The organism is Terribacillus saccharophilus (genome assembly GCF_002272075.1).
In the GTDB taxonomy this organism is placed as follows: Bacteria; Bacillota; Bacilli; order Bacillales; family Amphibacillaceae; genus Terribacillus; species Terribacillus saccharophilus_A.
The window spans coordinates 79,826-103,770 of the sequence record NZ_NPBJ01000037.1 but is presented as its reverse complement, the minus strand read 5'-3'; the positions used below and the strand labels follow the sequence as shown (position 1 = coordinate 103,770).

Below are 23,945 nucleotides of genomic sequence, written 5' to 3'. Positions count from 1 at the left end.
CCATTTATTGGGCTATAGCCAAGCGGTAAGGCAACGGGTTTTGGTCCCGTGATCGTTGGTTCGAATCCAGCTAGCCCAGCCATTTACTTCTTTTCAATAGAATGTTTTTGAGCCATTAGCTCAGTTGGTAGAGCATCTGACTTTTAATCAGAGGGTCGAAGGTTCGAGTCCTTCATGGCTCACTTTATAGATCAGTTCCAGTAACTGTTTCTATTACGCGGGTGTGGTGGAATTGGCAGACACGCTAGACTTAGGATCTAGTGCTTCGGCGTGGGGGTTCAAGTCCCTCCACCCGCATCATCATTACTTTACTGCTGAGCGGAAGTAGTTCAGTGGTAGAACACCACCTTGCCAAGGTGGGGGTCGCGGGTTCAAATCCCGTCTTCCGCTCCATATGGGGCCTTAGCTCAGCTGGGAGAGCGCCTGCCTTGCACGCAGGAGGTCAGCGGTTCGATCCCGCTAGGCTCCACTCATATGAAAGTCGTCCATTTGGACGGCTTTTTTTAATTTTTTAAGCATAGGAGTAAATCTCCTATGCCTTTTTTGTTTATTCTGAAGCCTATCGGGAAACAGTTTAGATAAAAGGTCTTTGGTAGGAGGATACGAATGAAGGATAGGCATACATATAACCGCATGAATATCTTGTCTGGATTTTTGTTCGGTGTCGGTTTGGTTGCTTTTATTGATGAAGCTGTCTTTCATCAGCTTTTGCATTGGCATCATTTTTACGATTTATCTTCTTCAACTTGGGGGCTTGTATCCGATGGTTTCTTCCATGCGCTGAGTTGGTTTGCAACGGTTGGAGGTCTGTTCCTTTTTGCTGATCTTCGCAGACGCAGAGATCTAATTCCGCTTAGATGGGGCGGTGCTGTTATGCTCGGAAGCGGCGTTTTCCAGCTGTACGATGGCCTGATACAGCATAAATTGTTCCGCATACATCAGATTCGTTACGGAGTGGATATCTTCTATTATGATCTGATATGGAATGGTATCGCTGTGCTGTTGATTGCGGCGGGAATCTGGTGTATCCGTCTTTCAAGGAGGAAAGAGTATGCACGTTGATAAGCTTGCTCTTTATTTTGCCTTCTTCTGTATACTATTTTATCTGCTGGCAATGAGAACTTCTGCCAAGCGCTTCAAAGCCTGGCCGCTGCGCAAGTTGCTGCTATTTGTAAGCGGTATTGTCATCGGTCTTCAAGCTGTGGCGGGTCCAATTGCTATGCATGCGCATCATAGCTTTGTTTATCATATGATCGGGCATCTGCTGCTCGGGATGCTCGCGCCCTTGCTGCTCGTTTTATCGCAGCCAGTCACCTTGCTCCTGCGTGCACTTCCGCAATCGGGAGGGAGAGCTGTCTCTCGGATTTTTCGCAGCGGGTATGCGCGTTTCCTAATTCATCCGATCACTGCAGCCGTATTAAATATCGGAGGGCTATGGCTTCTTTATACAACGCATCTATTTCATAACATGCATCAGTCATCCTTCGTTTCTATGCTGGTTCATCTGCATATATTTGCAGCGGGTTATTTGTTCACGTTGGCTATGCTGTATACAGATCCCGTCCCGTATAGGAAAAGCTATCTTTACCGGGTGATTGTTTTTGTGTTTGCTCTTGCAGGACACGGCATACTATCGAAGTACTTATACGCGAACCCACCTATGGGCATAGCAGCTGCAGATGCACAGCAGGGGGCGATGTTAATGTATTATGGCGGTGACTTGATTGATCTTACTATAATTGTTATATTGTGCTGGCAATGGTATCAAGCTGCTGCACCTAAAACTTCATTATCAACTGCAAAAGCTGCCGAATAAGGCAGCTTTTTTCATGGTTGCTAATATTTTGGTAAAAATAACACTGTAACAGATTTACAAAGTGTCAAGACACCTGTAAACTTAATGTGTCAAATAATACATTTTCGCAGAGGTGCTGGAATGGAAAAAACAGTAGCAGATAAAAAAACAGGTAAAACGATATCTGAGCGGAAGCTGCTCGGTATTGTCGGAACAGGTTGGTTGTTTGATGCAATGGATGTTGGTATTTTATCATTTATTATTACGGCGTTAACATTGGACTGGGGATTATCATCCCAGCAGGCAGGCTGGATAGGCAGTATCAATAGCATTGGGATGGCTGTGGGGGCATTTGTATTTGGAATTATGGCAGACCGTGTAGGCCGGCGGACAGTTTTTATGATCACAATTTTGATTTTCTCTATTGCAAGCGGATTGTCGGCTTTAGCTGCATCTTACCTTATTTTTGTTGTGCTGCGCTTCTTTATCGGTGCAGGGCTGGGCGGTGAGCTGCCGGTTGCGTCAACATTAGTATCGGAGTCTGTGGCGCCAGAAAGACGGGGGCGCATGGTCGTGCTGTTGGAGAGCTTCTGGGCAGTCGGCTGGCTGCTAGCAGCGATTATTTCTTATTTCGTCATTCCGGATTACGGCTGGCGAGTAGCTCTCTTGCTGACAGCAATACCTGCGTTATTCGCAGTCTTTCTTCGTAAGAATCTGCCGGATTCACCGTCTTATACAAAGCTGAAGCAAAAAACTTCTGTCATGGCTGGTATTCGTCAATTGCTTGCGAAAGGATTTGCTAAACGCAGTGCGATGCTTTGGATCGTTTGGTTCTGTATTATGCTCAGCTATTATGGCATGTTTCTGTGGCTTCCGAGCGTGATGGTTGAGAAGGGATTCGATATGGTCCGCAGTTTCGAGTATGTATTGATTATGACACTCGCGCAGCTGCCAGGATACTTCTCTGCAGCTTGGCTGATTGAGAAGGTGGGCAGGAAGCCGATTCTGATCATTTATCTTATCGGTACAGCCATCAGTGCAGTTCTTTTCGGTAATGCAGAGTCAGCAAGTATGCTGCTGACGGCCGGCATGCTGCTGTCATTTTTCAATCTAGGGGCTTACGGTATTTTATATGCTTATACTCCGGAACAGTATCCTACTGCTATCCGTGCAACTGGCTCTGGGATCGCAGCAACCGCAGGAAGGATCGGCGGTATCCTGGGACCATTGCTGATTGGTTATCGCGGCACGCTCGGGATATCTGTCAGTACGGTTTTCCTTCTATTCTGTGTAACAGTTCTTATTGCTGCAGTAGCAGTGTGGCTGCTTGGGGAAGAAACGAAGGGTAAGACGCTTGCTTGATGCGAGATTTCGGTCCTGTGTGGTAAAGTAGAGCAAGAGTAAGAAGGAGGTTAACATTTTGTTTTCCATACAAGATTATACCGAGGCAGTCAGTGTCTCCTTGGAGAAGCATTCGGAGGATGTCATAAGTGAATTGAAGCAGATTTTCCAGCTGCCGTTCCTCCCGGAAGTAGAGAAAATTGCTTTTCGCATGTTCAAGGAGCCGATGGCCTTTGAACTGACAATCATGTATTATGCACTCGATGCAGACGGCAATGAACGTTATTATGATGAAATGGGCGATAAATACGCTGGAGGAAGTGAAGAAGTAGCAGAGGAGATCCCGTATTTCCAGCTGTCTGATACAGCTACCGATGCATTCGAAGCTTTTCGTGAACTGCAGGAGGATGCTGTAGAAAAAGCGGATGAACAGGTGATGATTGCCTGGTTTGCTGATTGCTACAAGCGAGCTGGCGGAAATGCTTTTTCTCTAGAAGCGAGTGTCGGTTTTCACAACGATGTGAAGGCATACTTCCTGAAACAAGGTGCCTGGGCGGAAGATCGTCACTGAATGAAAGTGCGTACCACGTGTACGTACTTTTTTTATGCAAAAAAAATTAACAGCTTCCCTTACAGGCTGTTAATTGCGCTACATATTTTTTCTTTGTTTTTCGTATTCGTTCAATAGATCATCAAGTTGCACACTTGCAGTGACGACTGCATCGGATGTAAGCGGCATACGGCGGGACAGGCTTAGCATGTGGTTGCGCGTCTGTTCGATTTTTTCCAAAAGATTGTCTAAAGTAACCATTTTAACCTCCATAATCTGATATACTATTTGTCGTTAAGAGTACCCTTTCTTTTTTTATTTAAAACGTCATATCTCTAAAAAATATAAAAAGTAAGAAAAAACTGTTGCTGGCAAACTATAAGGTTTGAGAAAAGATATTTTTGTGAAAGTGAAACCTTTTCGGAACGTCATTCGTTACTAAGAAGCCGCAGTTAGGCGGGAGGATTCCATGGAGAACATCATAAAATATCATATAAAAAACGTCAAGAAGGGTGATCATGCGGCCTTTGAGGAAATCGTTTCCTTTTATCAGAACAAGGTGTACCATATCGTATACCGAATGGTCGGAGATAGCCACGAAGCGCAGGATATTGCCCAAGAGGCGTTTATCCGTGCTTACACCAACATCCATTCTTTTGACGAGAATCGAAAATTCTCCACATGGCTTTACCGGATCGCAACGAACTTAAGCATCGATCGTCTGCGGAAGAAGAAGCCTGATTTTCATCTGGATGCCGAGGTGAAGGGGACAGAAGGATTGGATATGTATTCTCAGTTGGCGGCTGACCAGGCACTGCCTGAGGAAGAAGTCGAGAGCATGGAGCTGCAGAGTTATATCCATAAGGAAATATTGTCCCTCCCGCCAAAGTATCGCAGTGTTATCGTACTGCGGTTCCTGGATGATTTATCATTAGCGGAGATTGGCGAAATCCTGGACCTGCCGCTCGGGACAGTGAAGACGCGAATCCACCGTGGCAGAGAGCTACTACGGAAAAAACTGCGCCACGTATAAAGGGGGGTAACACATGAATTGCGAAGAAAGCCTTGCGCTTATGCATCTGTATCTGGATGGAGATGCTTCAGAGGAAGAAGCACAGCAGCTTCGAGAGCACCTGAAAATATGCCCAGATTGTAACCAGCATTACCGAGAGCTCAAACAGACAGAAAGCCTGCTTAGCGGTGCTGCCTATGAGTTGAGTGCACCGGCCGGCTTCACCGCCAGTGTCATGGCGAATTTGCCGAAAGAAAAGAAGCGCGCCGGGTATATGAGATGGTTCCGTGCGCACCCTGTCATCACGGCTGCTGCGGTATTCTTCCTATTCATGTTCACAAGCGTATTATCTGCTTGGAATAGTGATAGCAGTGTAAGTGTATCGAAGCAAGAGGGTTTAATAGTAGAGAACGATCTCGTAATCGTACCGGAAGGTGTCACAGTCAAAGGAGACCTGGTCGTCGAAAATGGCGATTTGGATATTAGAGGTCAAGTGGATGGTGATGTCACGATCATCAATGGCGACCTCATCGAGGATCCTGGAACTAAAGTGAATATGGCTTCTGTTGATAATATATCAGGCGAATATCAGGAAATTAACCGGATTTTCGGCTGGGCTTGGTACCATCTAAAAGAATTGGTTACATTCTAATGTAAGAGTATGTTGAGCTGCTTGTTGAAGGGCTCTTTTTTTTACCCTTAAATCATTGGCGGTACAAGCCTGTATTACGTTAAGATAACAGGGGACAGTAAGGTTAAATTACTCTCCTTGTTAGTAAGCGACTGCTATAGGGTAACTGTGCTATAATGTACGAAGAAATTCGAGCTATTCATATAAAAGGACGTGTATCCATGTTTGGGGGATTAAGTGAACTTTCTATATTATCCATACTGCGGATTATCGTGGACATTGCGGCAGTATGGTTTATTTTCTACAAAGTCTTAATGCTCATAAGGGGAACGAAAGCGATTCAGCTGTTGAAGGGGATCTTCATCGTTGTTATTATCGCTTTCTTGAGCAGTGAGCAGATACTCGACTTCCCGATGCTCGCCTTCCTGAGTTCGCAAGCGATTACATGGGGATTCGTAGCCATCGTCGTTTTGTTCCAGCCAGAGATCAGGCGTGCGTTGGAGCAGCTTGGACGAGGCAGCTTCTTCTCCCGAAACGTGCGATCGGAGGAAGAACAGACCAATAAGAACATTGAAGCGATTGTAAAGTCCTGTAATTACATGGCGAAGCGGCGGATTGGTGCGCTGATCACAATCGAGCGCGAAACAGGTATGGGAGATTATATTGAGACAGGAATTCCGGTGAATGGTCACCTGACATTCGAACTGCTCACGAATATTTTTGTCCCAAATACGCCATTGCATGACGGAGCTGTCATTCTGAAAGAAAACCAGATTGCGGCAGCAGCTTGCTATTTGCCGCTATCTGAGAGTCCATTCATTTCTAAGGAACTTGGGACGCGTCACCGGGCAGCTATGGGAATCAGTGAGGTGACGGATGCACTGACAATCATCGTTTCGGAGGAGACAGGATCGATTTCCTGTACGAAGAACGGAGAATTGTTCCGTGACATCACGCCGGATGCCTTGAAAGAGATCCTCGATAGAGAAGTAGGCGTACCAGCTTCCGGTTCCAAGGCAAGAAGATGGAGGGGTAAGAATGGATAAATGGCTGAAGAGTCCATGGACATTGCGTGTTGTATCGCTTGTGTTTGCTGTCCTTCTCTATGCCTATGTGAGTGCGGAATCGGACGTAGATAACCGTGCCGGCGAGGTTCCAATCACCAGCTCGGACGAAACAAACACAGTCGATGCACCTGTTGGCATCCGGATCGATGACTCCAAATATGTCGTCAGTGGTGTGCCAGAGTATGTTTCCATGCAGCTTGTCGGACCGGCAAGTGATGTAACAGCAGCGATACAGCAAAAGAACTATGAAGCTTATGTGGATCTGACAGATCTTGATACCGGAACGCACACAGTGAAGCTGCATTACGAAAATGTCTCGGACAACCTGCAAGTATATATGCAGCCGGCATCTGTTGAGGTGACAATCCAAGAAAAAGCTTCACAGCAATTTAATGTTGACGTAGGCTATACCAATGAAGATCAAATGGCAGCTGGATTCCAAGTAGACAGCTCCACAGTGGAACCTCAGACGGTTTCAATCGTAAGTACACAGGAGGTCATCGATCAAATTTCCAGTGTGCGTGCGTATGTGGATCTGACAGATGTTGATGCTGATATCGATAGCAGGGAAGCACCAGTGAAAGTATATGACGCCCAGGGCAATGAGCTGAGTGTGAATGTACAGCCGGAGACAGTCGAGGTTTCGGTACAAGTAAGCAATCCGAGCAAGACAGTCCCGGTAGAAGTGAAGACAAAGGGGCAAGCGCCGGATGATGTATCTGTTGCTTCGCTTACACCAGAAATTCAAGAAGTGACTATCTATGCATCGCAGGATACATTGGATGGTATCGATTCGGTCAGTACCGAAGAAATTGATTTGTCCAAGGTGACAGAGAACCAGACGATAGACGCGAACTTGCAGCTGCCGGATAATGTACGCTCAGCAAGTGATGAGCAGATATCAGTCGATATTGAGCTGGATGAAACGAGCGAGACGACAATCGAAAACGTTCCAGTTACAATCGAAGATTTGCCTGATGATCAGGAAGCGACCATTACAGATCCGCAGAATGAGCAGATCGATGTAACAGTAAGTGGAGCGCAGAGTGAAATCGAAGGCCTATCGGCAGACGACATTACGGCAACGATTGATGGAAGCAACTTGGAAGAAGGGGAGCAGACGGTTCAGATTGACGTATCAGGACCTCAGAATATCGAGCTTACCCCGAGCCAAGAGGAAGCCACAATAACTGTTCAGACCGCAGATAATGCAACGAGTGAAGAAGAGGAAGATACGAATACAGATACACAGACACAGTGACTGTGAGCCATGTGAAGGAGAGGTAACAATGGGAAAATATTTTGGAACGGACGGCGTCAGGGGGATTGCGAATGAGGAGCTCACCCCGGAGCTTGCCTTCAAGTTAGGCAGATATGGCGGCTATGTGCTGACAAAGACAAGTGAAGATAGACCGAAAGTGATGATCGGCAGAGATACACGTATTTCCGGTGAAATGCTTGAAGGAGCGCTTGTTGCAGGACTTCTGTCCATCGGAGCTGAGGTGATGCGTGTTGGTGTCGTTAGTACACCAGGTGTTGCTTATCTTACAAAGAATATGGGAGCAGCTGCAGGCGTTATGATTTCTGCGTCTCACAACCCTGTGCAGGATAATGGAATCAAGTTCTTCGGTCCAGACGGTTTCAAGCTTTCTGATGAGCAGGAGAACGAAATTGAGCAGCTGATTGATGCAGAGACAGACGAACTGCCTCGACCATCCGGAGCTGATCTAGGTCAAATTAATGACTATTTCGAAGGCGGTCAGAAATATATTCAATATTTGAAGCAGACAATCGACAATGACTTCGAAGGACTTCACATTGCGATCGACTGTGCCCATGGAGCGACTTCTTCCATTGCAACACACTTGTTTGCGGATCTGGAAGCGGATATCTCCTCAATCGGTACATCGCCTGATGGTTTGAACATCAATAAAAACGTCGGCTCCACGCATCCAGAAACATTGCGTGATTTCCTTCTGGAAAAAGAAGCAGATGTCGGACTTGCCTTTGATGGTGATGGCGATAGATTAATCGCTATTGATGAAAAAGGACAAATTGTGGATGGTGACAAGATCATGTACATTTGTGCTAAATTCCTGAACGATCACGGACGTTTGCGTCATAACACGGTCGTATCCACAGTCATGAGCAATATCGGCTTCTACCGTGCATTGGATAAGCATAATATCAAGAGCAACAAGACAGCTGTTGGTGACAGATACGTGATGGAAGAAATGCGCCGAGGTGACTTTAATCTTGGTGGAGAGCAATCTGGTCACATCATCTTCTTGGATTATATGACAACTGGTGATGGCATGCTTGCAGCACTGCAGTTGATCAATGTTATGAAAGAAACCGGCAAGAAGCTATCCGAGCTTGCGAGTGAAGTCGAGATCTTCCCGCAGATCCTAATAAATGTGCCGGTAACAGATAAGCAGGAAGCACTTGTGAACCAGCAGATCCTGGACTCCATCGCAGAAGTCGAGCAGGAGCTTGGAGATCAAGGGCGCGTCCTTGTACGACCATCTGGTACTGAGTCACTTGTACGGGTAATGGTGGAAGCACCGACGAAGGAAGACTGCAAGAAACATGCAGACAAAGTAGTAGCTGTCATCGAAGAGGTACTAGGAACAAAATAAAACCAACGTATGCGTAGGGAACAGAACATGCTCCCTGCGCATACTTTATTTACATGCAAGAAAGAATTGACCAACTGGATTTCCTTCATGTAGAATGAAGAGGTTAGTCATTCATGCAGGAAAGTGAGGATAGAGGTTACAACAACATAAAAGCGCCAGGACTTATCCCGACCGGTGGGGTAAGTTGACGAGGTGGAGGTTTATCGAACCATTCGGCGGATGCCTCCCGATTGCACACATCTCAGTCGTCATGTTTTAGAACCGAAAGCAGAGAGGCGACTCTCTGGATAAGGACAAAACAAGATGTGAAAAATAGATAAAACGAGAAAGGGGCAAACAACTGCCCCATGCTTAGCGCAGGCCGTTCGTTTGCCCCTTCCAAGTCTTGAGGAGGACAACAACGACATGTGTGGAATTGTAGGATATATTGGACAGAATGATACAAAGGAAGTATTGCTTAACGGATTAGAGAAGCTGGAGTATCGCGGATACGATTCAGCTGGTATCGCAATTGAAAACGAGCAAGGTGTGAACCTTTTCAAAGTAAAAGGCCGCATTGCTGCATTGCGTGAAAAAGTAGATCACAACGTTTCATCCACAATGGGAATTGGCCATACTCGCTGGGCGACACACGGTGCACCGAACGAAGACAACGCGCACCCGCACCAAAGCGCTTCTGGCAAATTTACGATTGTGCATAACGGTGTAATTGAGAACTATGTCGACATCCGTAAAGCGTATCTTTCTGACGTAACATTAAAAAGTGATACCGATACAGAAATCGTTGTACAGCTTGTAGAGAAAATGTATGAAGAGACGCAGGATACAGCAGCAGCATTCCGTAAAGCGGTTAGCTTGCTTACTGGTTCTTATGCCCTTGCAATGATCGATAAAGACGATAAAGAAACAATCTTTGTGGCAAAAAACAAAAGCCCATTGCTTGTAGGTATCGGCGAAGGCTTCAACGTCGTAGCAAGTGACGCGATGGCAACACTTCGCGAAACAGATACGTACAAAGAGATCCGTGACAAAGAAATCGTTATCGTTCGCCGTGACAGCGTGGAAATCCAGCTGCTTGACGGCACGACAGTAGAACGCGATAGCTTCAAAACGGAAATCGATGCATCCGATACGGAAAAAGGCACATACGATCACTTCATGCTGAAAGAAACAGATGAGCAGCCATTCGTTATCCGTAAAATCATCCAGCACTACCAGGATGATGCGGAACAAATTAAAATGGAACCTGCTATTCGTAACGCGATGGTAAATGCAGACCGTATTTACATCGTAGCAGCGGGAACAAGCTACAACGCTGGACTAGTCGGTAAACAATTCATCGAAAACCTGGCTAAGATTCCGGTTGAAGTGCATATCGCGAGTGAATTCGCATATAATATGCCGCTTCTATCTGAGAAGCCATTATTCATATTCCTTTCCCAATCAGGTGAAACTGCAGACAGCAGAGCCGTATTGGTGAAAATCAAGGAACTTGGACACCCAGCACTTACTATCACGAACGTGCCAGGATCCACCCTTTCTCGTGAAGCAGACTTCACATTGCCGCTTTACGCTGGCCCAGAAATCGCGGTTGCCTCTACTAAAGCATATACAGCACAGATGGCAGTTATGCTATTGCTTGCTGTAGATGCAGCAAAAGGCAAAGAAATCACACTTGATTTCAACCCGCTTCAGGAGCTTGCTATCGTTGCGAACGCAATGGAAGTACTGACTGACCAAAAAGAAACATTCGAAACACTAGCACAAAGCTATCTAAGTGAATCCCGCAACGCATTCTTCATCGGCCGCGGTGTCGATTACTTCGTCTGCGTCGAAGGATCACTGAAACTAAAAGAAATCTCCTACATCCAAGCAGAAGGCTTCGCTGGAGGAGAACTGAAACATGGCACAATCGCTTTGATCGAAGAAGGCACACCAGTCATCGCACTAGCTACACAAAGCTCCCTGAACCACTCCATCCGTGGTAACGTACAGGAAGTAAACGCACGCGGTGCCAACACATTGCTCATCAGCATGAAAGGCCTAGAGCATGACGAAGACGCCTTCGTCATCCCAGCAGTGCATGAGCTATTAACACCACTTGCAAGTGTCGTACCGCTTCAATTGCTTGCTTATTATGCAGCAGTTCAGCGTGGTGCAGATGTCGATAAGCCGAGGAACTTGGCTAAGAGTGTTACGGTGGAGTAAGTCTTACCGGTTAACGGAATAACAAACTCGCTATCGATTTAGTCTTAGCGTATATACAATACACACAGAGAAGCACCATACTTATTATTTATGAGTATGGTGCTTTTTTTCGAGGAAAAGAAAGGAGGGCCTATATTTGAAAAAAACATATTTTATTTGGCTTTCTATTCACTGTGTTGTTTGGACTTTAGCATATTGGGAATTTGCCCCGAATCTAAATGCAGGGCGACTAACAGGTGTGGGTGTCTTTCTAGTCCTGTTATTCATTGTTCCGCTCTTTAAAGAAAAAACACTGATACAAACCCTATTATTTTGTGCACAAGCTCTACTGACAATCTTCATCTTCTATCCTATAAGCAACGACTTAAGCCCATATCCGATCCTCATACAATCCTTAATTATGGCAGAAGCAGTCTTTTATCTTTCACGTACTAAAAGTTTAATAGTAATTGCTGTTCAAATTGCGAGTGTTGCAGTGATTTTAATATTATCGACACCTAGCATTACTCAATTAGTATGGTGTGCATTATATTACCTTTTACTAGTAGTCGCCTTGCTTTATCATCAAGTTATACATAACAGAGAAAAAGAGGCGCGCTTAAGCAATGAGGCCTTACTCGAAGAATACAGAAGAATGAAAAGACAGCTTCTTGTAGAGGAGCAACAAGCAAGACAAGATGAGCGGATGCTAATTGGACATGAGATTCATGATTCGGTCGGGCATAAGCTGACGGCATTGCTGTTTCAGTTTGAGGCATTTCGGTTAACAGCGGCTGAGAAGGATAAGGAGATGGTCGGGAAGCTGAAAGAGCTGGCTGAACAGAGCTTGGAGGAGACACGGCAGGCGGTGCGGTCATTCAAGCAAAATGAAGTGGGCGGTTTGCAGGGTGTGATCCGACTTATTCGGAAATTAGAGATAGAGAGTTTTATGAAGATCAATTTTTCTGTAAAGCATGGTGCGTTTGCGGCTCCTTTGACGGGTGAGCAGTCATTTGCAATCTTTCGGGCTGTACAGGAGGCATTGACGAATATTATGAAGCATAGTTCTTCAAGAGAGGCGCAAGTCATATTCGAAGCTCCTGGAGGCAGTATTTTTCGGTTTGAGGTGATCAATGCTGCGATGCATGATCGTTACTTTCAGGAAGGGTACGGGTTGAAGGCGATGCGGGAGCGCTTAGAGAAAGTGGGCGGAACGCTTGAGATCGATTATGAGACGCACCGCTTTTTGGTGAGAGGCACGATAAGATTAGCAGACTGGGGCGGTTCTGATGATTAAAATTTTGCTGGCAGAAGATCAAGTGATGGTTCGCCAAGGCTTAAAGATGATGATTGAAACGGATGACGAGATTCGCGTCATCGGGGAAGCGAATAATGGGAAGGAAGCGGTCAGCTTATGTGAGAAGCGGCTTTTCGATGTGGCCATTTTGGATATCCGCATGCCTGTGATGGATGGCATTGAAGCAGCGAAAATCCTCCGCTCGCGCTTCCCTCATATCAAGATCCTCATGCTGACTACATTTGACGATAATGAATATGTATTGAGTGCCTTAAGGCTGGGAGTCAGCGGTTATATGCTGAAAAACGGGGATACAGCATCTCTCATTCGCTCCATTAAAAGCGCATTGAGCGGCGGCTTATCCTTGGAGGATCAGGTTGCTTCGAAAGTGATGCCGATTTTACTGCAAAACCAGGAAGAAAGGCAAATCGACTCAACATTGACCCCGAGGGAAAGAGCAATATTGAAGTGTATAGGAGAAGGATTGAATAATAAGGAAGTGGCCGAACGACTAGGATTATCGGTTGGGACTGTGAAAAATCAAACGAGTCACATTTTAGATAAATTGGAATTAAGGGATCGGACACAGTTAGCTATTTATGCGATACGTCATCGTCTCGTATAAAAAAGTGACGAAAGTAATAAGTGCCCAATTGCAGAATGACCATAGTCAGTAGTGGCTTTGGTTTTTTTTATTTATGATGCAAGTAACAACATAAAGGAGGAAAAAACGTGCTGGAAACCATCAACTTAAGTAAGTCCTTCAAAGGAAAGAAAGTTGTTCATGATCTCAACTTGTACTTGGCAGATGGAGAATCAGTCGGATTGCTCGGTCCAAATGGAGCCGGGAAATCAACTACAATTTCGATGATTTCCACCTTGATCAAGCCGACAAGCGGAAGAATAACGATGAACGGTGTGAACGCGATTACTAAACCGGGTGAGATCAGAAGCGTTTCTGGTGTGGTGCCACAGGAATTGGCGCTATATCAGGAGCTGTCCGCCTATGAGAACCTTAAGTTTTTTGGATCGATTTATAAATTGAGGGGCAAAGAACTGGAGAAAGCTATTCAGCAGGCTTTGGAGTTTGTCGGGTTGGATGATCGAAAAAAGGATTTGGTTAAGACCTATTCCGGCGGGATGAAACGCAGGCTTAATATAGCGGCGGCGTTATTGCATCGCCCGAAGATTTTAATATTGGATGAACCGACAGTCGGTATCGATCCGCAATCGAGAAATCATATCCTGGAAGCTGTACGGGCGTTGAATCAGACAGATGGAACGACAATTCTTTATACGAGTCATTACATGGAAGAAGTAGAGCAGCTTTGCGATCGATTATACATTATGGATCACGGCAAGGTCATTGCAGCAGGAACAAAAGATGAATTACTCAGTATATTGTCGACCGAGGATAAGATAAAGGTGGAGTTAAACAAGCTGGATGAAGCCTTTGTAGAGCAAGTAAAGACAATTGAAGGAGTTCATAAAACAGAAGTAACGGAATTGCAGCTGAAAATTATAGCCGCAAAAGGCAGCAACTTGATCAGCAAATTGGTCCATCTTACAGAACAGCATCAAATCCAATTGCTTCATTTCCAAACAGAAACGCCTAGTTTGGAAGATGTATTCCTTCACTTAACCGGACGTACGCTGAGAGATTAAAGGGGTGTCGTGATGCGAAGTTTCATCAAGAAAGATTTGTTGATATTTTTAAGGGACTGGAAAGAGCTGCTCACGGTCCTGTTGCTTCCTATTATTTTGGTTATCGTGTTGAATTTTGCTTTTGCTGGGTTATTTGATAGTGGTGATGAAGTATCAATGGATTTACAGTTAGCCGTGGTCAATCAGGATAATGAGACGGAAGCAATGGAGCAGCTGAAGGAAAGATTGGTTCGTGATGCTGCCTTTGAAGAGCAAGAGGCAAATGCTATCTTGGAAGCTGCGGGAGAGATACAGCCTGTTCAACTGCTATCGGATTATCTGGAAAGTGACGATGTAAAGGAATGGGTGACGGTTCATCATCTGGAGGAAAAGGCAGCAGCCGAGAAAGTCAAAGAGGGCGAACTGGATGGTATGCTAGTCATCCCCCAGGGGTATACCGCGGATAGTTTATATGCGAGCTTCGCAGGCGAACCTCCAACTACATCATTGATTTATAAAATAGAAGAAGAGACGACAGATAGCAGTGCTCTACAACAGTTTATACAAGGATTTATTGAGCAATTAAATTATCAATTTGCAATGCAGGAAATAACGGGTGGTGCAGAAATAGAGGCTGATCTTCCTGAAGGTGGTTTGGAGGATATAGGCACCGCGCACGACTTCACGATGACCCAGTACTTTACGATAGCTTTAGGAGGGTTATTTGCCTTATTCGTCGTAGCGACGGTAGCGATGAAAACAGGAGTGGAAATCAGGGACCAAGTATTCAACCGAATCTTATTAGCGAACAGCCATCCAATGCGGTTTTTAATTGGTAAAATGGTTTCCACGATTTTTCTGGTTGTACTGCAGATTATATTTGTATTACTTGTATCCCACTTTCTTATGGATGTATTTCCGGGTCGTTCGATAGCCTTTTGGGGTGGTGTCTTCGTGATGATAGTCTTGCTCGCTTTGGTGCTGTCGGGTTTAGCGGCTATTTATACGGCAATGTTATTGCGAATGAATAGTGTTGATGCAGCAAATGGGATTTTTATGTTCCTTACTTTGCTGTTCGGTACGCTAGGAGGAGGATTTGTTCCCATTTATATGCTGCCTGAATGGCTGCAGCAAATTGGAGAATGGACTCCAAACGGTTTATTTCTGTCCATACTGACAGAGTGGGTACAATTTGAGAATCTGTCATCCATCTTCCAGCCAAGCATGTTCATGATCGGTTATTTCTTATTATTCACTTTCATTGGCTTAGCTTTGTTTCCGAAAAGGGGGAGAGCACAATGAAAAATGTATTATGGGTGCAATTCTCAAAGGACAAACGAAATCCATTGCTCGTTCTATTGTTGATTGCGGGAAGTATTGTAGCTGCCATTTTATTTGGCGGTGGCATTCAGTCCGCGACAACAGTTGGGATTTTCAGTGAAGAAGCTGATGCTGCAGAAATAGAAGATAAGTGGGAAGCATTGTTAAATACCGATGACTCCTTTACATTTGAAATAGTGGAACCAGAAGAAGCGCGTGAAGATATAAAGAAAGGCAATATCGATGTATCAGTAAAGGTCATGGAGGATGATTACCGATTACTGGTCTCCAAAAATATGCCGACCGTTTCTTCTGTAGAACGACATGTTGATAAGGTGTTTCAGCAAGAAGCACAAATCAGTGCGGTTGAGTCACAAGTGGGAGAAGATGTCCGGGATGAAATGGAGAGCTACCTAGAAGATGCACCATTTCAGCTGAAAGCGCAAGGATTGGATAGTGAACAGATTCCTGCGTACAACATCCGAACACAGCTGTTATTTTCCTTCACATTCTTGATCTCGATGTTCATCCTTGGATTCAAGGTTAACAATGTGACACAAGATAAGGTTGCTGGTATTTGGGATCGGATGATTTTATCGCCAATGAAGAAAACTGGTATGTACAGTGGTTATTTGTTGTATAGTTTTCTGATTACGATGCTTCAAATAGTTATCGTGCTAGTCGTGTTTAAATATGTCTTGCGTTATGATGTCGGAGATAGTCTGTGGCTGATCATCCTCATTGCAGCGTGTTTTACTTTTGGCATGATCAGTATTGCCATGTTGATTACAGGATTTGTCAGGACGCCGGAGCAATTCTATGCCATTTATCCGTCCGTCATCCCGCTAATTCCGCTTGTCAGCGGAGCTTATATGATGCCGGGAACGATTACGAATCCTGTGCTACTGTTTATTGCGGATCTGTTCCCGCTGGCACATGCAATGGAAGCGATTATGTCGGTTGTGTTCTATGGTGCTGGTTTGCAGGATGTCATGATGTCTCTGTTGTATATGTTGTTGATTGGTGTCGTGGCTATGGGAGTGGGGATTAATCTTGTGGAGCGGCGGAGCAGTTAAGAGATTGCTTATATGAAACAAAAGAACCTCGATTACGCATCGAGGCTCTTTCGTTTCTCATCATACCATTTGATCAAGCTATGTAAAATACTATCAAATAAACCAATCTCGACTGCTTTTGCTATGGCTCCATCCCCAAATCGTTCACTGCGCACTATATAAGTAGCAGCTCGAATCGCATCTGCAACGCTTAACTCTGTATCTGACGAGTAGTCTGGCAATCCGTTACTTCTCCAATTGTATAAAGGAGTTATTGCGCCGACAGTATATAGCAGACTCGTGGCCTTGTTTATACGTTCACTATAGACGGGGTATTTTAATGCTTGCTCGTTTCCTCCATTTGACCATACCACATTACGATCTTCGTCTGTCATCCCTTCCGCAACAGAACGCAATTCTTCCCAAGCGTCTGTTTTCGACAGGTCTAATTCGTTTATGAGTTGTATATTATCTGGATTTCCGTCCATAAACACCATCCTCCTTTTATTTGATTATATCGTATTCTTATTGAATCATATAAAATCTCTGATTTTGCGATTTGTTTAAGATAGACTAATATCTTCAACTAATCTATTGACAATGGTATTTGTACGTATAAGTTCTGCTTCTATACTTTTCTAATGCTATTTTCAATATCAATAATAAAGAATCTATCTATAAAACAAGGATTTTATACTTATTGACAACTTTCTCCATTCCTCCTAATCTTAAACTAGTGTTATGAAAGCGTTATCATATATTGAGGAGGAAAGAGATGAAAGCTAACAAACGTATACTCGTAACGTCGATGTTGTCGGTCGCATTACTTATACCTGCAATTCCAGGCGCGGATACTCTGGCAAAGGATAAAGGCGAAAAAGAGAAGGTACCTGTATTTGAGAATGCTTCTGTTCATGATCCATCCTTCATTGAAGTGGACGACCAGTACTATGTGTTCGGTTCCCACCTAGCTGCAGCAAAAACGAACGACCTTATGAAATGGAAAATGGTCGACTTGGGTGTACGTGATGGAAATAAACTCATTCCTAATGTAACGGAAGAACTCAAGGAGACACTTGAATGGGCACAGACGGATACTCTCTGGGCGGCAGATGTAATTCAACTGGCGGATGGGAAGTTTTATATGTACTACAATGCGTGTAAAGGGGATTCACCACGTTCTGCAATGGGTGTGGCAGTGGCGGATAATATTGAAGGACCTTATGAGGATACGGGGATTATCCTGAAGTCAGGTATGTGGGATGAGCCTAGCGAGGACGGTACGATTTATGATGCGACAAAGCATCCGAATGTGGTGGATCCTGATGTGTTCTATGACGAGGATGGCAAGCTATGGATGGTGTATGGATCTTACTCTGGCGGTATTTTCATTATGGAAATGGATGAGGAGACAGGCAAACCGCTTCCAGGACAGGGGTATGGGAAGAAGCTGATGGGTGGCAACCATAGCCGGATTGAAGGGCCAGCAATGATGTACAGCCCAGAAACAGATTATTACTATATGTTCCTATCATTCGGTGGGCTGGATGCTGTTGGCGGCTACAATATTCGTGTGGCGCGTTCTAAGTCTCCAGATGGTCCGTTCTACGACGCAGAAGGGAATGACATGATTGATGTGAAAGCAGATCCGAATTTACCTCTGTTTGATGATAAGTCAATTGAACCTTATGGCGTGAAGCTGCTTGGAAACAACTTGTTCGAGAAGAAGGTCGGTGATCCAGGACAGGACCCGGGTATTGGCTATGTCTCACCAGGACATAACACTGCTTTTTATGATGAGGATACGAAGAATCATTATTTAATCTTCCATTCTCGTTTCCCAGAGCGCGGGGAGGAACATGAGGTGCGGGTACATCAGATGCATATGAACGATAAAGGCTGGCCAGTCGTAGCTCCATCTCGCAATACCAATGAGAAAGAAGCGAAGATTAAACGCAAGGATATGGCTGGTGACTATCAGTATGTGAATCATGGAAAAGATATTTCTGCTGATGTGAAAACTTCTGAACAAATCACCCTGAAAGAGAACGGAAAAGTCGAAGGTGCTGTAAAAGGAAAGTGGAAGTACGGAAAAGAGAATGAGATTACCCTGACAATTGATGGCGAGAAGTATAATGGGTTCTTCCTGAAACAGTGGGACGAAGCGGCAGAAGAATATGATACAACTTTCACTGCTTTATCTGACAAAGGCGTCGCAGTCTGGGGCAACCGAATGGAAGACATGAAAGATAAAGAGGTTGTTTCAGAAGTCAAGAAGGATCTGAGCATCTCAAACAGCGATAATTTATTTCAGAATGTAGAGCTGCCGACAGAAGGGACTCATGAATCCGCGATCAAATGGACGTCATCCAATCCAAAAGTGATCGAGGCTGATGGTACGATACACCGGCCAGCGGCAGGAAGCGGAGACGGCAAAGCTACGCTGACCGCAAGTATTCAAGCAGGAAAAAAGAAAGATACGAAAACATTCCAAGTGACAGTGAAGCAACAGGCATCTGAGCCAGAAATAGCACAATATAATTTCAGCGATCCAGGTAGTAAGGAAGCGGCCGATTCTTCCGGCAGCAATCTGCCAGCACAATTGAATGGAAATGCTGTGCAAACCGAGGATGGAAAGCTAGCGTTGGATGGAAAAGATGCGTATGTGGAACTTGCCCCTCTGGTTGCAGATGCAGAGGATTTCACATTTTCCGCCCGGGTGAACTGGCAAGGCGGTGTAGCATGGCAGAGAATCTTTGATATAGGTGAAAGCAACGGCAAGAACATGTTCTTCACGCCATCTGACGGCAGCGGCAAGCTGCGATTTACGATTCATAATGGAGTAGATCAGAATATCACGACTGATGAGGCATTAGCTACAGGGGAATGGGTGCATCTTGCCGTGACGCTTGAAGGAGATACCGGAAAGCTGTACGTGAATGGAGAGCTTGCAGGAACAAATGAAAATATAACGACTAACCCATCTGATATTCTTGGAAATACAAACTATCTAGGGCGAAGCAGGTATGCTGCGGATGCGTTCTTTGGCGGGCAGATGGATGATGTTGCGGTGTATCGGAAGGCGTTGAGTGAAACGGAAATAACAGAACTGGCTAACTAATAGGCAGTATGAGAACACCTCTTGTGAAGGAGGTGTTCTTTTGCTTTAACTCATAAATTAAAATTAATATAAGTATTAACAGTGATTCTAATATGGATTAGGAATAATATTCCTTTAGTGTTTATAATGGAAAATACAAAGTGAAAGTTTATGTTAGGGTGATGATGTTGCGTACCGAGAGATATAAGAACCAAACAGAGGCTTTAGAGTATTGTCATGAAGCTATATTCTCTCTTGTTATAGGAATCTTATCAATATTAGGAGTCATTTTTTGGGATAATGGAGCAACTCTAGGCGGATTCGGACTAGGGATTGCGTACATCGCCCATAGAGAGATTAAGAAGAGAAAACTAAAAGGACGCAAGTTTGTAGTGTTAGGTATAGTTTGCAGTTTGATTGGTATAGTAGGTAGTTTCTTGTGATAGATTCCTAGTAAAAAGTCGGTAATAGAACAATCTATTACTAATCATCTTTTCTTTTTCAAGGCTTGTGGTTATAGTAGGGATACAATAAGATCTTCAATAATTTTTCTTGGGGGTAAGTAAAATGGAAGCATTCGCAGAATATCTAGCTCAAATTGATAATCCGCAGCACCGGGAACGAACGGAAGAAGTGCTGAAATGGGTGGCTGAGAAATTTCCTGCTATGGAGCCGAAAATAGCCTGGAATCAGCCTATGTTTACGGATCACGGTACATTTATTATTGGCTTTAGCATCGCCAAACAGCATTTGGCTGTTGCTCCGGAAAAGGCGGGAATAGATTATTTTTCTGATGATATTGTGCAAGCAGGCTATGACCATACGAAGCAATTGGTTCGTATCAAATGGGATGGACCTGTTGATTATTCATTATTAGAAAGAATGATAGAGTTCAATATTACAGACAAGGCAGACTGTACGACTTTTTGGAGAAAATAAAGTGAGTGAGTTGGAAGCACCTCTAAAGGTGTTTCTTTGCTGGGAATTCAAGATTCCGAGCTTGCTGGACAGAGTAAGGAGAAGACATATGGAACAATCTAATCAATTAAGACAAAACGCCTCACGTATTGGTATTGCTGTGTTAGTCTTAAGCATTCTGCTTGTCGGTGCTAATTTGCGCGCTCCGATAACAGGGTTAAGCCCTTTAATAGACAATATTCGTTCAGATACAGGCATAGGTAATGCTGCAACGGGCATGCTGACTACTTTGCCTTTGATTGCGTTTGCTGTATTTGCGCTGGTCGCGCCAAGAATTGCTAGGCGTGTAGGTATTGAAAGAACTTTGTTTGCCGGACTGATTATCATAGCTGTTGGACTTATATTTCGGTTTTTCTCACCAGTATGGATGCTTTTCGTTGGTACGGCTTTAGCAGGAATCGGAATCGCCATGGGGAATGTACTCTTGCCGGGCTTGATCAAGCGGGAATTCCCTAAAAATGTAGGCGTGATGACTGGAGCTTATGCGATGACCATGAACGGGATGGCTGCACTCGCTTCAGGAATTAGTGTTCCTCTTTCAAACGGTCTTGGCAGTGGATGGCATGGCTCACTCGCAGTATGGGTGATTTTGACGCTTGTAACGATGGGCGCTTGGATACCGCAGCTACGCCAGAGAGTAATAACATCATCCATTTCCCTTCCTAAGAAAGGAAAGAAACTATGGTCCTCGGGTCTCGCCTGGAAGGTAACAGGTTTTATGGGATTGCAATCGCTATTGTATTACATCATGATTACCTGGATGCCCACAATACTTCAAAATCAAGGCTTTAGTGAATCAACAGCTGGCTGGCTTTTAGCTCTCACACAGCTTTGCAGCTTGCCGACTTCATTTTTGCTCCCGATCCTAGCAGGTCGTCTTGCAGGACAAAGGGGCATAGTGAGCATAATAGCTTTGTGTTTCGTTATGAGCTTCTCCGGGTTGTTGACGGGTATTGCCTGGATTAGTGTCATCAGTGTTTTGCTGTTCGGATTAGCGGGAGGCGGTGTGTTCAGTCTCGCAACAATGTTTTTTGTATTGAGGACACACTCAGCTCAGGAATCCGCAGAATTATCAGGTATGGCACAGTTTGTCGGGTATCTATTAGCCGCAGTAGGGCCAACATTATTTGGCTTAATTCATGATGTTACGTCAAGCTGGACAGTGCCGCTAGCATTGTTGGTTGCGGTGGCTGTAGTGCTCTGGATTGTTGGTATGGGAGCGGGGAAAAACGCGTATATCAATCAGCAACACTAATCAAAAAGGCTAACTCCTTATTACAGGGAGTTAGCCTTTTTATATATAGCTGCACCGCCGATTTTATTTAGTAATCACAATTTATATCTTCACAATCTTCTTTGCATTCAGAAAATCCTTTTTCAGTACTTACCTTTAAATGTAAGGTCAACATTAAGACTAAGATAAACAAATGGCATACCAGATATTTACATATTTCAATAGCTTAATTTATCGAAAAGTACTAATTTTCTGTAATATGGTAGTATAGTTAACAAAAGGAGTGAAAAGTAAAAATGGAGAATCTTCCTCTCGCTGTGGTGGTCACGATTTTTAGTTTTACTGCACTTACTTTTTTGGTCAGTATAATTTGTATATTTAAAAGGCGGAACCTGTTAATATCCATATTAACTGCACTTGTAGCTATTCCTGTATTTTGTCTATCTGGAATGTATAATAGCTTGATGAGGGGGAGTCAGGGAAACGAATTGGAGTTCTTTTTTTACGGATTGGGTAATTTTTATCCAGCTGCATATATTACCTTGTTTAGTTTATTATTCATACTTTTTTGGTGGGCAAAGTATATTGCTTCTTTGATCTCGAAATAGCATTTGTGTATATACCAGCTGAATATCCAACCGTATTATAAGAACCCGGAACATTATTTGTTTCGGGTTCAATTATTTGCATTAAATACTCATGAATTAGTTAACTTAGATAAAGTTGGTTGCCAATTTTCAAGGAGTTTCGGATAATACACTTCCTGCTTCGAATCAAGCGGCTTAACTAGTTCTGGATAATGGCTGTGCCATGGAACAAGCACACGTGGTTTGATTCTATCAATGATATATAGAATATCTTCATTCTTGGCATGTCCAGATACATTCAGAGATTGATAGGATACACCGAAGCGTTCCAACAGCGCATACATCGTTTGGTGAGCAGGATCGAAGGAACCTAAAGGCATGCCATTGGAATGCAGGTAGATGCTTTCCTTCAAATCCAGATCAAGTAAATTTTGAATAGAATGATAGCTATTCTGCAGCAGGTATCCTGCTGGATTCTGATTGATATCAAAGGCAGTTACAGCTTTATATTTTGTCAGCAGCTGCTCGGTAATCACGGCATGTTTGCTGCTGTCGCCCAAGTAGACCATGAAATGAACATCATGTAAGAAGTGATCTGCCAGATAAGCTGTCGGTGCTTCTAAGACCGGTGTTCTGCCTGTTAACTTGGCCATTTGAAGGAAAGTGTTAATTCGATCGATATTCCGGTGGTAGATATTGAATATCCCTAGACCTTGCTTTTGGGAAAGTGCATCCTTTCCGACTATAAGAATATCCGCATCCTCCTTGCATGCTGTTTCTGTGTCTTTTTTATCCGGGTTGAAAGTGGTGCCTTCAATGAGCAATACGTCGATATCTCGCGTGGCCATGTAAGTTAGCCAGCCTTCTGTGTATTCTGGATGTGCACCGTGCATTCGCAGATCACCCGAGTTCACAACTGTGAGGTCAGGTGTTTCAATGAGGAAGGAGGCGGCGCCGATTACATCGTGATCTACTGGGATAGGTGTAATGCGTATGTCTCCTACCTCGATAGTTTGACCAAATGACATCCCGGTTGCTTCCTTATGTAATGATAATCCTTCGCCGACATGTTCCAGTGCATCATAAAGCTGCTTCGAGTCTTCCGTCATGTAAACAGGGATCTGTGGTGATAGTGTATCCATGGCACCCATATGATCTAGATGAAGGTGGGAGATGAATACAGCTGTTTGGTAGGATGACTCTTCCAGCGGTTCTGGTTTTACTGCAGAAAAACTGTCTCCTGTTAAAGATTCTTTGCTGTAGATGCCATCAATGGCGGGAATAGCGCCTAACTTGAGCATATCCAGCACGTAGCTCTGTTTGCGTTCTTTTGTATCAATGATGCTGCTGGCAGGATTATAGACAAGTCCGAAATCAAAGATGATTCGATCCTTCCCATAAGTTACTTCTGCAATATTACCGCCAATCGTGCGCAGCCCGCCCCAAAATTTGATAGTTGTCTTCATGTCTGTCACCTCTTAAAAGAAAAGGCAGGGGATAACCCTGCC

The 23,945-nt window shown here is 44.3% G+C and carries 21 protein-coding genes and 5 tRNA genes; 23 read left to right on the top strand and 3 right to left on the bottom strand.

What is annotated here, in order from left to right; all coding sequences use genetic code 11:
• Positions 1-8 precede the first annotated feature (8 nt).
• The 9 genes from CHH48_RS17310 (at position 9) to CHH48_RS17270 (ending at position 3,707) form a co-directional block, all read left to right on the top strand.
• Positions 9-82, top strand: a tRNA-Gln gene (locus CHH48_RS17310).
• Between the two features lie 27 nt (positions 83-109).
• Positions 110-182: transfer RNA gene (locus CHH48_RS17305), tRNA-Lys, on the top strand.
• A gap of 35 nt (positions 183-217) precedes the next feature.
• Positions 218-297, top strand: a tRNA-Leu gene (locus tag CHH48_RS17300).
• 21 nt (positions 298-318) lie between these two features.
• Positions 319-393: transfer RNA gene (locus CHH48_RS17295), tRNA-Gly, on the top strand.
• A gap of 3 nt (positions 394-396) precedes the next feature.
• Positions 397-469 (top strand) — tRNA-Ala (locus CHH48_RS17290).
• A gap of 137 nt (positions 470-606) precedes the next feature.
• Positions 607-1,062 carry a DUF2243 domain-containing protein gene (locus CHH48_RS17285; protein WP_095220465.1) on the top strand — a complete coding sequence of 152 codons (456 nt, stop codon included), beginning with the start codon at positions 607-609 and terminating at the stop codon, positions 1,060-1,062.
• On the top strand, positions 1,052-1,816 hold the full coding sequence (locus CHH48_RS17280) for a cytochrome c oxidase assembly protein (RefSeq protein ID WP_095220466.1): 765 nt from the start codon (positions 1,052-1,054) through the stop codon (positions 1,814-1,816). Before CHH48_RS17285 ends, CHH48_RS17280 begins: the two co-directional genes overlap by 11 nt.
• A gap of 120 nt (positions 1,817-1,936) precedes the next feature.
• A complete protein-coding gene (locus CHH48_RS17275) occupies positions 1,937-3,157 on the top strand; it encodes an MFS transporter (RefSeq protein WP_095220467.1) in 1,221 nt (406 codons plus the stop codon).
• A gap of 58 nt (positions 3,158-3,215) precedes the next feature.
• A complete protein-coding gene (locus CHH48_RS17270) occupies positions 3,216-3,707 on the top strand; it encodes a hypothetical protein (RefSeq protein ID WP_095220468.1) in 492 nt (163 codons plus the stop codon).
• A 78-nt stretch (positions 3,708-3,785) separates the two neighbouring features.
• On the opposite strand, the gene CHH48_RS17265 is transcribed toward CHH48_RS17270, so the two are convergent.
• Entirely contained in the window at positions 3,786-3,947 is a 162-nt protein-coding gene (locus CHH48_RS17265) for an aspartyl-phosphate phosphatase Spo0E family protein (RefSeq protein WP_095220469.1), read from the bottom strand.
• A gap of 208 nt (positions 3,948-4,155) precedes the next feature.
• Between CHH48_RS17265 and sigW the strand changes: the two genes are divergently transcribed.
• The 11 genes from sigW (at position 4,156) to CHH48_RS17210 (ending at position 16,559) form a co-directional block, all read left to right on the top strand.
• On the top strand, positions 4,156-4,719 hold the full coding sequence (gene sigW / locus CHH48_RS17260; RefSeq protein WP_095220470.1) for an RNA polymerase sigma factor SigW: 564 nt from the start codon (positions 4,156-4,158) through the stop codon (positions 4,717-4,719).
• Between the two features lie 13 nt (positions 4,720-4,732).
• A complete protein-coding gene (locus tag CHH48_RS17255; RefSeq protein WP_095220471.1) occupies positions 4,733-5,350 on the top strand; it encodes an anti-sigma factor family protein in 618 nt (205 codons plus the stop codon).
• 200 nt (positions 5,351-5,550) lie between these two features.
• Entirely contained in the window at positions 5,551-6,375 is an 825-nt protein-coding gene (cdaA, locus tag CHH48_RS17250; protein ID WP_038565321.1) for a diadenylate cyclase CdaA, read from the top strand.
• Entirely contained in the window at positions 6,368-7,657 is a 1,290-nt protein-coding gene (locus CHH48_RS17245) for a CdaR family protein (RefSeq protein ID WP_095220472.1), read from the top strand. Before cdaA ends, CHH48_RS17245 begins: the two co-directional genes overlap by 8 nt.
• 28 nt (positions 7,658-7,685) lie before the next feature.
• Positions 7,686-9,035: a phosphoglucosamine mutase gene (gene glmM, locus CHH48_RS17240; RefSeq protein ID WP_095220473.1), complete on the top strand. Its 1,350-nt coding sequence runs from the start codon at positions 7,686-7,688 to the stop codon at positions 9,033-9,035.
• A gap of 405 nt (positions 9,036-9,440) precedes the next feature.
• A complete protein-coding gene (glmS, locus tag CHH48_RS17235; protein WP_095220474.1) occupies positions 9,441-11,243 on the top strand; it encodes a glutamine--fructose-6-phosphate transaminase (isomerizing) in 1,803 nt (600 codons plus the stop codon).
• A gap of 136 nt (positions 11,244-11,379) precedes the next feature.
• Entirely contained in the window at positions 11,380-12,519 is a 1,140-nt protein-coding gene (locus CHH48_RS17230) for a sensor histidine kinase (protein WP_095220475.1), read from the top strand.
• Positions 12,512-13,144, top strand: coding sequence for a response regulator (locus tag CHH48_RS17225; protein ID WP_095220476.1), 633 nt, complete (start codon positions 12,512-12,514; stop codon positions 13,142-13,144). The genes CHH48_RS17230 and CHH48_RS17225 overlap by 8 nt, the downstream gene beginning before the upstream one ends.
• 107 nt (positions 13,145-13,251) lie before the next feature.
• A complete protein-coding gene (locus CHH48_RS17220) occupies positions 13,252-14,184 on the top strand; it encodes an ABC transporter ATP-binding protein (RefSeq protein WP_095220477.1) in 933 nt (310 codons plus the stop codon).
• Between the two features lie 12 nt (positions 14,185-14,196).
• Positions 14,197-15,465 (top strand): ABC transporter permease, encoded by a 1,269-nt coding sequence (locus CHH48_RS17215; RefSeq protein ID WP_095220478.1) that lies wholly within the window; start codon positions 14,197-14,199, stop codon positions 15,463-15,465.
• A complete protein-coding gene (locus tag CHH48_RS17210) occupies positions 15,462-16,559 on the top strand; it encodes an ABC transporter permease (protein WP_095220479.1) in 1,098 nt (365 codons plus the stop codon). The genes CHH48_RS17215 and CHH48_RS17210 overlap by 4 nt, the downstream gene beginning before the upstream one ends.
• Positions 16,560-16,591: 32 nt before the next feature.
• Here CHH48_RS17210 and CHH48_RS17205 read toward each other — a convergent pair whose 3' ends face one another.
• Positions 16,592-17,026, bottom strand: coding sequence for a DUF6508 domain-containing protein (locus CHH48_RS17205; RefSeq protein ID WP_095220480.1), 435 nt, complete (start codon positions 17,024-17,026; stop codon positions 16,592-16,594).
• Positions 17,027-17,313: 287 nt separating this feature from the next.
• On the opposite strand from CHH48_RS17205, the gene CHH48_RS17200 reads away from it, so the two are divergent.
• From CHH48_RS17200 to CHH48_RS17185, 3 genes are all read left to right on the top strand, one after another.
• Positions 17,314-19,659, top strand: coding sequence for a family 43 glycosylhydrolase (locus CHH48_RS17200; RefSeq protein ID WP_095220481.1), 2,346 nt, complete (start codon positions 17,314-17,316; stop codon positions 19,657-19,659).
• 546 nt (positions 19,660-20,205) lie between these two features.
• Positions 20,206-20,577, top strand: coding sequence for an iron chaperone (locus tag CHH48_RS17190; RefSeq protein WP_095220483.1), 372 nt, complete (start codon positions 20,206-20,208; stop codon positions 20,575-20,577).
• Positions 20,578-20,716: 139 nt separating this feature from the next.
• On the top strand, positions 20,717-21,871 hold the full coding sequence (locus CHH48_RS17185) for a CynX/NimT family MFS transporter (protein WP_245840429.1): 1,155 nt from the start codon (positions 20,717-20,719) through the stop codon (positions 21,869-21,871).
• 676 nt (positions 21,872-22,547) lie between these two features.
• Here the strand turns inward: CHH48_RS17185 and CHH48_RS17175 are convergent.
• Positions 22,548-23,903, bottom strand: a complete 1,356-nt coding sequence (locus CHH48_RS17175; RefSeq protein WP_095220485.1) for an MBL fold metallo-hydrolase — start codon at positions 23,901-23,903, stop codon at positions 22,548-22,550.
• Positions 23,904-23,945: the final 42 nt, after the last annotated feature.